General features: G+C 63.3%; 9 protein-coding genes. 6 read left to right on the forward strand and 3 right to left on the reverse strand.

Annotated elements, in window-relative coordinates; genetic code table 11:
* Positions 1–8: 8 nt before the first annotated feature.
* Positions 9–1193 (forward strand): CaiB/BaiF CoA transferase family protein, encoded by a 1185-nt coding sequence (locus tag M2267_RS20775; RefSeq protein ID WP_429116703.1) that lies wholly within the window; start codon positions 9–11, stop codon positions 1191–1193.
* Between the two features lie 93 nt (positions 1194–1286).
* Here the strand turns inward: M2267_RS20775 and htpG are convergent, their stop codons facing one another.
* Complete coding sequence (gene htpG / locus M2267_RS20780) at positions 1287–3176, reverse strand: molecular chaperone HtpG (protein ID WP_429116705.1); 1890 nt, start codon at positions 3174–3176, stop codon at positions 1287–1289.
* 358 nt (positions 3177–3534) lie between these two features.
* On the opposite strand from htpG, the gene M2267_RS20785 reads away from it, so the two are divergent.
* From M2267_RS20785 to M2267_RS20805, 5 genes are read left to right on the forward strand one after another with little or no spacing between them, the layout of a single operon-like run.
* Positions 3535–5751 (forward strand): DUF3141 domain-containing protein, encoded by a 2217-nt coding sequence (locus M2267_RS20785; RefSeq protein WP_429116708.1) that lies wholly within the window; start codon positions 3535–3537, stop codon positions 5749–5751.
* Positions 5752–5764: 13 nt separating this feature from the next.
* Entirely contained in the window at positions 5765–6721 is a 957-nt protein-coding gene (locus M2267_RS20790; protein WP_429116711.1) for a phosphate acetyltransferase, read from the forward strand.
* Between the two features lies 1 nt (position 6722).
* The gene (locus tag M2267_RS20795; protein WP_429116712.1) at positions 6723–7907 is read left to right on the forward strand and encodes an acetate/propionate family kinase; all 1185 of its coding nucleotides are present in this window, start codon (positions 6723–6725) and stop codon (positions 7905–7907) included.
* 16 nt (positions 7908–7923) lie between these two features.
* Positions 7924–8709: an enoyl-ACP reductase FabI gene (fabI, locus tag M2267_RS20800; RefSeq protein ID WP_060518199.1), complete on the forward strand. Its 786-nt coding sequence runs from the start codon at positions 7924–7926 to the stop codon at positions 8707–8709.
* Between the two features lie 32 nt (positions 8710–8741).
* Positions 8742–9134 (forward strand): hypothetical protein, encoded by a 393-nt coding sequence (locus tag M2267_RS20805; RefSeq protein WP_429116714.1) that lies wholly within the window; start codon positions 8742–8744, stop codon positions 9132–9134.
* Positions 9135–9164: 30 nt separating this feature from the next.
* Here the strand turns inward: M2267_RS20805 and M2267_RS20810 are convergent, their stop codons facing one another.
* A complete protein-coding gene (locus M2267_RS20810) occupies positions 9165–10640 on the reverse strand; it encodes an NAD-dependent succinate-semialdehyde dehydrogenase (RefSeq protein ID WP_429116716.1) in 1476 nt (491 codons plus the stop codon).
* A gap of 257 nt (positions 10641–10897) precedes the next feature.
* Positions 10898–12166, reverse strand: a complete 1269-nt coding sequence (locus M2267_RS20815; RefSeq protein WP_429116718.1) for a 4-aminobutyrate--2-oxoglutarate transaminase — start codon at positions 12164–12166, stop codon at positions 10898–10900.
* Between the last annotated feature and the right edge of the window lie 15 nt (positions 12167–12181).

A 12181-nucleotide genomic window follows, 5' to 3' on the forward strand; every position in this document is an offset into this window, starting at 1 on the left:
GTGCCGTCATGGAAGCGCCGCTGAAGGGCATTCGTGTGCTCGAACTGGCCCGCATTCTGGCGGGCCCATGGATCGGCCAGACGCTGGCCGATCTCGGTGCCGACGTTATCAAGGTGGAAAGCCCTGATGGCGACGACACCCGCACCTGGGGCCCACCCTTTGTTGCGGGCGAGGACGGCGAGAAGCTGGACGCCGCCTATTTCCACGCCTGCAACCGCGGCAAGCGGTCCGTGGTGCTCGACTTCACGACTGAGGAAGGGCAGGAGGCCGTGCGCCGCCTTGCCGCTCAGTCGGACGTGCTGCTCGAAAACTTCAAGGTCGGCGGGCTTACCAAATATGGGCTCGACTACGAGAGCCTGAAGAAGATCAATCCGCGGCTGATCTATTGCTCGGTCACCGGCTTTGGCCAGGATGGCCCCTATGCCCATCGCGCCGGTTACGATTACATCGTCCAGGGCATGAGCGGCATCATGGACCTGACCGGCGAGCCCGATCGCGAGCCGCAGAAGATCGGCGTTGCCTTTGCCGATATCTTCACCGGTCTCTACGGCGTGATCGCCGTGCAGGCGGCCCTTGCCCAGCGCGAGCGCACCGGCGAGGGGCAGCAGATCGACATGGCTCTGCTCGACTGCATGACCGGCGTGCTCGCCAACCAGGCGCTGAATTTTCTGGTCTCCGGCAGGGCGCCGCGCCGGCTCGGCAATGCGCATCCGAACATAGCGCCCTATCAGGTCTTCCCGACCTCCGACGGCCACCTGATCGTCGCTGTCGGCAACGACCGCCAGTTCGTAAAGTTCTGCACCTTGCTCGGGCGTTCGGATCTTGCAACCGACGAGCGCTATCTGACAAATGCGCTTCGCGTGCAGAACCGAGACACGCTGACGCCGGAACTCGCCGCCGAGACGGCAAAGATCGAGCGCGACACGCTGTTGAAACTGCTTGAAGATGCCGGTGTGCCCGGCGGGCCAATCAACACCGTCGCCGACGTCTTTGCCGATCCGCAGATCGAGCATCGGCAGATGCGGGTGGATACGCCGCATTCGGGGGCCGCTGCCGGTACCTCGCCCGGGGTCCGGACGCCGATTCGCTTTTCGGCCGCCGAGTTGGCACTCGATCGTGGCGTGCCGCGGCTTGGGGAGCATACGGCTGAAGTGCTGACGGAGATCGGGATGGACGCGTCGAAGCGCGATTAACGCAGCGTGAGATGCTGAGTGTCTCGTTGATGCGCGACCTGAAGAAAACAGCGAAAAGCCCTGGAAATCGGAGAGATTTCCAGGGCTTCTTTGTTAGGCCTTGAGTGCGCGATCAAAGACGCGCGACAGCCGCTCGGCGAAGCCGCGCGGGTCCTGCGGCTTGTCGCCGTCGAGCACGCGCGCCTGGTCGAGCAGGAGTTGAACGGCGTCCGTGCGGAACGCCGTGTCGCCGGCGGGGCTTGCGGCCATGGCGGTGATCAGCGCGTGGCCCGGGTTGATTTCGAGGATCGGCTTGGGGGCGTCCTCGAGACGGCCGGCGCCCTGCAGCATCTTTTCAAGCTGGCGGTCGGGGCCGTGTTCGGGCGCCACCAGGCAGACCGCGCTTTCCGTCAGACGGTCGGAGGTGCGCACGTCCGAGACGGCCGCGCCGAGGGTTTCCTTGGCAAAGGCGACGAAGTCGATGACCAGCTGGCTCGCCTGTGGGGCCTCTTCCTTGCCGCCTTCGGGCTTGGAGATGGCGCTGAGATCGGCCGCCCCTTGCGTAATCGACTTCCAGGGCTTGCCGTCGAAATCCGGTGCCGAGGTCACCCAGAAGCTGTCGACCGGATCGGTCAGGAGCAGCACTTCGATGCCGCGGGCGCGAAAACCTTCGAGCTGTGGCGAGGCCTTGAGTTGGGCGAGGTTGTCGCCGGTCAGGTAATAGATCGCCGACTGGCCGTCCTTCATGTCCTTGACGTAATCGGCAAGGCTGCGCTGGCTCTCATCCGACGTGGTGGTACGGAAGCGCGACAGCGCCACCAGCTGCTCGCGGCGCTCGTAGTCTTCGTAGATGCCTTCCTTCAGCACGCTGCCGAAGTTTTCCCAGAGCTTGTCGAAGGTCTCGGTCTCGTTTTCCGCCAGCTTCTCGATCGCCGTAAGCACGCGGTTGGTGACACCCTTGCGGATGCTGGCGAGCAGCGGGCTTTCCTGGATCATCTCGCGCGAAACGTTGAGCGGCAGGTCCGACGTGTCGACCAGGCCGCGCACGAAGCGCAGGTAACGCGGCAGCAATTCCGCCTCGTCGGTGATGAAGACGCGCTTGACGTAGAGTTTCATCCGACCCTTGCGGTCCGGGTCGAACAGATCGAAGGGCTTCGAGCCAGGCACGAAGGCAAGGGCCGTATACTCGTGGCGGCCTTCGGCGCGGAAATGCACCGTCAGCGCCGGATCGTCGTACTGGCCGGCGACGCCGCGATAGAAATCGGCGTAGTCTTCCTTGCTGATCTCGCTCTTCTGCTTCGTCCAGAGCGCGGTGCCGTCGCCGATCTGGACAGGCTCGGCGTCGGGCTTTTCGAGAATCGAGATCGGCACAGGCACGTGGCCGGACTGGTCCTTGACGATGCGCTCGACGGTCCAGCGCGACGTGTAGGTCTTGGCGTCTTCCATCAGGTGCAGCGTGATGCGCGTGCCGCGCGCCGGGGCGTCGGCAAGTTCGGCTGCAGAAACGGTGTAGCTGCCCTTACCGTCCGACGACCACAGGAAGGCATGCTCGGAACCGGCGCGGCGCGATACCACGTCCACCTTGTCGGCGACCATGAAGGCGGAATAGAAGCCGACGCCGAACTGGCCGATGAGCTGCGCGCCCTCCTTGCCCTGGGCGGCTTCGATACGCTCCATGAAGGCGCGCGTGCCCGAGCGGGCGATCGTCCCGAGCGCTTCGACCAGCTCGTCGCGGCTCATGCCGATGCCGTTGTCCTCGACGACGAGCCGGTTGTTTTCCTCGTCCAGCTTCAGGATGATGCGCGGGGTCGGGTCACCGGCCAGAAGCTCCGGCGAGACGATCGCTTCGTAGCGCAGCTTCTCGCAGGCATCCGCGGCGTTCGAAATCAGTTCGCGGAGGAAGACGTTCTTGTCGGAATAGACAGAATGCACCATCAAATGGAGCAGTCGCGCCACATCGGCTTCGAAGACATGTTTCTCTACGGACATTTCGATTTCGCTCATTGCCTGGCAACTCCTTTGGGTTTCGCCCCAATTGGCAAGCGGTGTTCGGAATTTCAAGGCCTGACTTGCGCGCTCCCCATTTCTGGATAATGCTGCAGTGCGAAAGATCAGTGAACGCTAGCGAAACGATGCTTCTTCAACGGGGTCCACGGCGAGGAAGTCGCGCGGGCGACAAATCACCGTAACACTCCGCAGTTATGCTGCTTCGACCCGGGCAATGGCCTTGGGTTATCATGCCGAGTTCATATCGCGGCCCTGCCGCCTGTCTCTTTGACTAAGGTCAATGCGAGACGAATTGCGTTGTTCTATTGGCTTTGGAAACGGGGCCGACCTTCAATCGCACCGAGGAGTGGACATCATGCCCAAGCATTCCACGAGCCCGACCATCCCGACTTTCGCAGATGCCTATTCCTATTCGCTCGATGCCTGGCAGCGTTCCGTCCTCTTTCTCGATGTGATGCGCCAGCGTGGCGCGCAATATGAGGAACATCGCACCCAGACTGCGCCGAACGTTCTGGAGTTCGAGGCCCGGCTCGTTACCGATGGGCGCACGCTCGCCCGGCCGGTGAACTATGCTCTGGTCAGCATCGTTCCGCCCGAGGGTGTCACGATCGATCCGACGAAGCGTCCCTTCGTCGTCGTCGATCCCCGGGCGGGGCACGGCCCCGGCATCGGTGGCTTCAAGGCCGATAGTGAGATCGGCGTGGCGCTGAAAGCGGGCCATCCCTGCTATTTCATCGGCTTCCTGCCGGATCCGGTTCCCGGCCAGACGATCGAGGACATCGCGCTTGCCGAAGCCGGTTTTCTCGAAACCGTCATCGCCCGCCATCCGCAGGCGGACGGCAAGCCCTGCGTGATCGGCAATTGCCAGGCGGGCTGGGCGGTCACGATCGTCGCAGCGCTGCGTCCGGAACTCTTCGGCCCGATCATCATTGCCGGCGCGCCGCTATCCTATTGGGCAGGGGTGCGCGGGCAGAACCCGATGCGCTATTCCGGCGGGCTTCTCGGCGGCAGCTGGCTGACGGCGCTGACCGGTGACCTCGGTGGTGGCATTTTCGACGGCGCCTGGCTGGTGCAGAATTTCGAGAACCAGAATCCGGCAAATACGCTTTGGACCAAGCAATACAATCTCTATTCGAAGATCGACACGGAGGCGGCGCGCTACCTCGGCTTCGAACGCTGGTGGGGCGGCCACGTCACGCTCAATGCCGAGGAGATGCAGTTCATCGTCGATGAGCTCTTCGTGGGCAACAAGCTCGCGGCCGGCGAGATCCGAACCTCCGACGGCACCGCGATCGACCTGCGCAACATCCGCTCGCCGATCGTGGTCTTCTGCTCCAAGGGCGACAACATCACCCCGCCGCAACAGGCGCTCGACTGGATCCTCGACCTCTACGACAGCGTCGACGAAATCCGCGCCTACGGCCAGACGATCGTCTACACCGTGCACGAGACCGTGGGCCATCTCGGCATTTTCGTCTCCGCTGGCGTCGCGCGGAAAGAACATGACGAATTCGCCTCCAACATCGAGTTGATCGACGTGTTGCCGCCCGGGCTTTACGAGGCGGTGCTGACGCCGGCAAGCGAAGCTGTCGAGGGCCGGGCGCTCGTCTCCGGCGAATGGCTGATGCGCTGCGAGCCGCGCACCCTTGAAGATATCCGCGCACTCGGCGGAAACGACATCGAGGACGACAGGCGCTTCGCCACCGCGGCGAAGCTCTCGGAGATCAATCTGGCGCTCTACCGCACTTACCTGCAGCCGATGGTCAAGGCCGCGGCGACGCCGCCCGTGGCAGAGGCAATGCGCAACATGCATCCGTTGCGCCTGCAATATGCGCTTTTCGGACCGGACAATCCGTTCATGGTCTGGACGTCGGCGCTCGCGGACCATGTTCGCGAAAACCGGGAACCTGCCGCCGCCGGAAACCCGTTCATCGCCTGGCAGGAGGCACTGTCACAGCAGATCGTCGATGGTCTCGAGACCTGGCGGCGGACGGCCGAGTATCTTTCGGAGCAGAGCTTCCACGCCATCTATGGCGCTCCGAGCCTGCAGGCCGCGCTCGGTATCGACACGAACACAAAGCAGCCGCCGCGAAAGGCGGAGAAGAGCCTGCTGCACCAGGAGCTCGTCAAGGCGCGGATCGCCGAACTCAAGGCCCGGATGGCCGAGGGTGGAACCTGCGAAGGCCTTGCCAGAGCCCTGACTTTCGTCGGCATGGCGCGCGGCGGCGCGGACGAACGTGGGTTTGAGGCGGTTCGCCGGCTCCGGCTTTCCCATCCAGAGGCGAAACGGCTGAGCCTGGCCGAGTTCAAGACCGTGATGCGGGAGCAGTACTTCATGCTGCTGATCGACGAGGCGGAGGCGCTCGCTACCCTTCCGAAGCTGCTGCCGGAAACGGTCGAGGAGCGTCGCAGCGCCTTTACGGCCCTTCGTGAGGTGCTGGAGGCATCCGGGGCCGTCACGGGCGTCGCTGCCGAGCGGCTGCAGCAGGTTGCCGCGCTTTTCCGGCTGGAGAGCGAGCCGCCGGTTCCGATCGAGGCGGGCAAGACCATTCGCAATCGCACTGCATCCTGATGGGGGAATCGACGTGTCCGAAGTAACCGAACTGCCGGTTGAGCAGTCCAAATACGATCTCCTGATCGCCACCGCGCGAGATGAAACGCCGGCGGTTACCATCGTCGCGCATCCCTGTGACGAAACCTCTCTGTGTGGTGCGCTGGAGGCCGCGCAGATGGGTTTGATCGCGCCCGTTCTGGTCGGGCCGGAAGCAAAGATCCGCAGCGTTGCCGCCGAACATGGCCTCGATCTCGGCCGGAGCGAGATCGTCGATGCGCCGCACAGCCATGCGGCGGCGGCCAAAGCGGTGGCGATGATCCGGGAGGGGCGAGGCGAGCTGTTGATGAAAGGCAGCCTGCATACCGACGAGCTGATGAAGGAGGTCGCGGCGTCGGCGACCGGACTCAGGACCGACCGACGGATCAGCCACGTCTTCATCATGGACGTGCCGGGGCATAGCGAAACGCTGTTCATTACCGATGCCGCCATCAACATTTTCCCCGACCTCGAAGCCAAGCGCGACATCGTGCAGAACGCCATCGACCTCTGGGTGACGATCGGGCTCGGCGAGCCGCGGGTCGCCATCCTTTCGGCGGTCGAGACCGTGACGACGAAGATCCCCTCGACGATCGAGGCGGCGGCACTCTGCAAGATGGCCGAGCGCGGCCAGATCACCGGCGGCCTGCTCGACGGTCCGCTTGCCTTCGACAATGCGATCGACCCGAAAGCGGCACGGATCAAGGGCATCACCTCGCCGGTCGCCGGGCGCGGCCAGATCCTGGTGGTGCCGGACCTTGAGGCCGGCAACATGCTGGCGAAGAACCTCACCTTCCTGTCCCATGCCGATGCGGCCGGCATCGTGCTGGGTGCCCGCGTCCCGATCGTGCTGACGTCGCGGGCGGACTCCGTGCGCACGCGTCTCGCCTCCTGCGCCGTCGCCTCGCTCTACGCGGCGCGTCGGCGGACCTCGCAAGTCGCGGCGGTGTGACATGGACGCGCTTCTCGTCGTCAATGCCGGCTCGTCGAGCCTGAAGTTCCAAGTGTTCGGTATCACGGATCAGGGGCTCGAGCGCCAGATCAAGGGCCAGATCGGTGGCATCGGCACCCGTCCCCGCCTGCAGGCAAAGACTGCCGACGGGACCGTGCTGATCGACAAAAGCTATGATGCGGGTGTCGTTGGCGACTTGCCGGCAGCGATCGCGGCGGCGCGCGACTGGTTGCTGACGCTGGAAGGCTTCACCCTGCGGGCGGTCGGCCATCGAGTCGTGCATGGCGGTCCCGATTACGCCGCGCCGGTGCTGATCGACGCGACCGTCCTCGATCGCCTCGCGAGCTACCAGGATCTGGCGCCGCTGCACCAGCCCAACAATCTGGCGCCGATCCGCCAGGCGATGGCGATCAACCCGGATGTGCCGCAGGTCGCCTGTTTCGATACGGCCTTTCACCACGGCCACCCGCAAGAGGTGAACTGCTACGCGATGCCGCACAGCTATTATGACGAAGGCGTGCGGCGCTACGGCTTCCATGGCCTTTCCTATGAATACATCTCGGAGCGACTGCGGGATGTGGCGCCACAGGTCGCCGGTGGCCGCGTTATCGTCGCGCATCTCGGCAGCGGCGCCTCGATGTGCGCCCTCAGCAATGGTCACAGCGTCGAGAGCACCATGGGCTTTACCGCGCTCGACGGTCTGCCGATGGGAACCCGGCCCGGCCAGCTTGACCCGGGCGTCGTGCTCTATCTGATCCTACAGCGCGGCATGAGCGCCCAGGCCGTTTCCGATCTGCTCTACCATGAGGCCGGCCTCAAGGGGCTCTCGGGCGTGTCGAACGACATGCGGGACCTGCTTGCAAGCGCGGATCCTCATGCCAAGCTCGCGATCGACCACTTCGTCTATCGCTCAGGGCTCAATGTCGGGATGCTGGCAGCCGCGCTCCGTGGCGTCGATGCCTTGGTCTTCACGGCGGGCGTCGGGGAAAACTCCGCCCAGATCCGTGCCCGCATCGCCGAAAACATCGCCTGGCTCGGTGCCGGCCTCGACCCAGCCGCCAACGAGGCCGGCGCAACGCTGATTTCGATGCCTTCGAGCCGCGTTGCGCTCTACGTCATCCCGACCGACGAGGAACTGATGATCGCCCGCCATACGCTTGCCCTGCTTAAATCCCGCGCAGCCTGACCATCGGAGACAATTGATGTCCATTCCTGTCGCAAAGGCCAAACTTCTCGATGGCCGCAAGGGCCTGATCGTCGGTATCGCCAATGACCGCTCGATCGCCTGGGGCTGCGCCCGTGCCTTCCGCGCCTTCGGGGCGGAGGTCGCCGTCACCTATCTGAACGACAAGGCGAAGCCCCATGTCGAACCCCTGGCGCGTGAAATCGAAGCGCCGATCTTCCTGCCACTCGACGTTGCCGTGCCGGGACAGATGGAAGCGGTGTTCGAGGAAATCGAGAAGACTTGGGGCGAACTCGATTTCGTCGTCCATTCGATCGCTTTTTCGCCGAAGGACACGCTCGGCGGCCGCGTGGTCGATGTCCCGCGCGATGGCTTCCTGAAAACCATGGATATTTCCTGCTGGTCCTTCATCCGCATGGCGCATCTGGCCGAACCACTGATGAAGAATGGCGGCACGCTCTTCACCATGACCTATCATGGCTCGCAGGTGGTGGTGGAAAACTACAACATCATGGGCGTCGCCAAGGCGGCGCTCGAAAGCGCCGTGCGCTACCTTGCCTCCGAACTCGGCCCGAAAGGGATCCGCGTGCATGCGATTTCGCCGGGGGCGCTGGCGACACGCGCCGCTTCCGGCATTCCGGAATTCGACGCGCTGCTCGAAAAGACCAAGGTCAAATCGCCGAGCCGCGAACTGATCGACATCGACGACGTCGGCGCAGCCACCGCCTTCCTTGCCCACGACGCCGCCCGGCTGATCACCGGGCAGGTCCTCTACGTCGACGGCGGGTACCACATCATCGATTGACCCGTCGCCAAGACCGTAGGACGACATAAACATTGTCGCGCCTGACTTTGGCGAGTGTTTTGCCTTTCGATGGAAGCAGAGGTGTAAGGTTGAAAAAGAGACGTCTGTTTTACGTCGTCTGCGTTGCCTTAAGCGTATTGTCGATTTCTTATGTCTTTAGCGCACAACAGGCCGAATATGAGCGTAAATGCCTGTCCGGATTTTCTGAGAAAAACAATAAGGCCGGGATCGTAGATTATTACAAGGACTGGACAACTATCGACATAACCGAAGATCAGGTGGCGATCAGTCGTGTTGAGCAGAACGAATACGGTACGTACGACTACGAGTATAGTGTACTTGGTGGACGGGGTTCCGGATTTGCAACCGGAAACAACTGCGGACACGAAGAGATCAGCCCAGAAGGGCCAGTACCTTTGAAATAGAACCGGATCCGTTTGCTCTGGTCGAAACAGTCAGATGTTGCCCATGCAGAGATATTTCATTTCGAGATAGTCCTCGAGCCCGTGACGCGAGCCTTCGCGGCCGATGCCGGACTGCTTGATGCCGCCGAAGGGGGCGGCTTCCGAGGACATGCGGCCGGTGTTGATGCCGACCATGCCGTATTCCAGCGCTTCGGCCACATGCCAGACCCGCTTCAGGTTCTCGGCGTAGAAATAGGCGGCAAGACCGTAGATTGTATCGTTGGCTTCGGCGATGACCTGTTCGGCCGTCTCGAAGCGAATGATCGGGGCGATCGGGCCGAAGGTTTCTTCTTGGGCGACGCGCATGTCGGTGGAAATGCCCGTGAGAACAGTCGGCTCGAAGAAGGTGCCTGACGCGCCGATCCGGTGGCCGCCTGCGCGCACCTTGGCGCCCTTGGAAACGGCGTCGGCGACGTGCGCCTCGATCTTTTCGATCGCGTGCCTGTCGATCATCGGGCCGAGTGTAACGCCGGGCGTAAAGCCGTCGCCGACGGTCAACTCTGCGACGCGCCTGACGAACTTCTCGGCAAAGGCATCGTGTACGCCCGATTGCACATAGATACGGTTGGCCGAGACGCAGGTCTGGCCGGCATTGCGGAATTTCGCCTGGATTGCGCCGTCCACCGCCTCGTCGATGTCGGCGTCGTCGAAGACGATGAAGGGGGCGTTGCCGCCGAGCTCGAGGCTGACCTTCTTGATCTGGTCGGAGCATTGCCGCATCAACAGCCGCCCGACCTCGGTCGAACCGGTGAAGCTGATCTTGCGAACCTTGGGATTGCTGCAGAGTTCGCGGCCGATCGCGGCGCCTTCTGCGGCATAGAGCAGGTTGACAACACCGGTGGGGAAGCCGGCCTTTTCGGCGAGCACGAACATCGCGCCGGCAACGAGCGGTGTCTGCTCGGCCGGCTTCAAGACGATGGTGCAGCCGGCGGCAAGGGCCGGCGAAATCTTGCGGGCGACCATCGAAGCCGGGAAGTTCCACGGCGTGATCGTACCAACGACGCCGACGGGCTGCTTGATCACAAGCATGCGCCGGTCGTTGGCCGGGGCCGGGAAGGTTTCGCCATAGATACGCTTGGCCTCTTCCGCATACCACTCGACATAGGCCGCAGCATGCAGCACTTCACCCTTCGATTCGCCGATCGGTTTTCCCATCTCAGCCGTCAGGATGGCTGCAAGATCGTCCGCATGAGCGACGATCAGGTCGTACCAGCGGCGAAGCACTGCACTCCGGTCCTTGGCGGGCTTTGCCGCCCAGAGAACCTGCGCCTTGGCAGCAGCTTCGATTGCGGCATGGGCCTCGTCGATGCCCATGTCCGGAAGCGTTGCCAGCTTTTCGCCGGTCGATGGGTTGAAGACGTCGAAGGTCGCGCCCGCCCAGTTCCTGCCGGCCTCCGGAACGGTATGAAGCGACGCGAACAGGTCGGCGTCACGCAAGTGCTTGGTCAAGGCGGGGGTCAAGGTCATGGCGGGCATCCTCCGGCGATGGCCTGCCGCGAGACGGCAGGCCCGCTTTTGCTTGTTCTTGCGGGTGCCGACTTATCCCGGCACCCGAGCATTGCGCGCTTGAAATTGGCGCGCAGCACCCACAGCGCCGCGCGTCTTTCAAGACGCGCTAAGGTCGCCGTAGCACTTTGAATTGCTGCATAATTTTACCCTCAAGTCGATCCCGAATTGAGGAATTATGCACCGGGCAACCGCGTTGGCGGGCGCCCGGTCGAGGATCACGCGCGCGCCGCGAGGATCGAGGCTTCGAGAATGTCGAGCGCTTCGGCGAAGACTTCGTCCTGGATGGTGATCGGCGCCAGGAAACGAATGACGTTGCCGTGCACGCCACAGGTCAAAAGGATCAGGCCTCTTTCCAGTGCGATCAGGCGCACCTTGTTGGCAAAATCGGCGCTCGGCAGGTTGGTCTTCACGTCGTTGAACTCGACGGCGTTCATGAAGCCGGGGCCACGGATGTCGACGATTTCGGGTGCCTGCTCGCGGATTGCGGCAAGGCGCTGCTTGAGGCGGCCGCCAAGCTGTTCGGCGCGTTCGCAGAGTTTCTCTTCTGCGATGACATCAAGCACGGCATGGGCTGCAGCGATGCCCAGCGGATTGCCGCCATAGGTGCCGCCAAGGCCGCCCGGAGCCGGTGCGTCCATGACTTCGGCACGGCCGGTGACGGCGGCCAGCGGGAAGCCGCCGGCAAGGCTTTTCGCCATGGTGATGAGGTCGGGCGCGACATCATGGTGGTCCATTGCAAACATCTTGCCGGTACGGGCAAAGCCGGTCTGGACCTCGTCGGCGATGAGCAGAATGCCGTGCTGGTCGCAGATTTCGCGCAGCGCCTTCATGAAGGCGGCGGGCGCCGGGTAGAAACCACCTTCGCCCTGCACCGGCTCAAGGATGATCGCAGCGACGCGGCCCGGATCGACGTCGGCAGCAAAGAGCTTCTTCAATGCGGCGAGCGACTGTTCGGTGGTGATGCCGTGCAGTTCGATCGGGAAGGGGGCGTGGAAGACATCGCCCGGCATCGCACCGAAGCCGACCTTATAGGGAACGACCTTGCCGGTCAGCGCCATGCCCATGAAGGTGCGGCCGTGGAAGCCGCCCGAGAAGGCGATCACGGCCTGGCGGCCGGTCGAAGCACGGGCGATCTTGACGGCGTTTTCGACAGCCTCGGCGCCTGTTGTCACGAAGATCGTCTTCTTGGCGAAGTCGCCGGGCGTCAGCGCATTGAGGCGCTCGGCGAGGTGCACGTAGGTTTCGTAAGGAACGACCTGATGGCAGGTGTGGGTGAAGCGATCGATCTGCGCCTTGACCGCTTCGATGACCTTCGGGTGGCGATGGCCGGTGTTGACGACGGCGATACCGGAGGCGAAATCGATGTAGCGATTGCCTTCCTTGTCCCAGATTTCCGAATTTTCCGCGCGATCGGCGTAGATCTGGGTGGTCATGCCGACGCCGCGCGAGATGGCGGCGTTCTTGCGGTCGGTGAGGCTGGTCATGGCGCGTTCCTGTCG

The organism is Ensifer sp. KUDG1 (assembly GCF_050434285.1).
Classification (GTDB): Bacteria; Pseudomonadota; Alphaproteobacteria; order Rhizobiales; family Rhizobiaceae; genus Ensifer.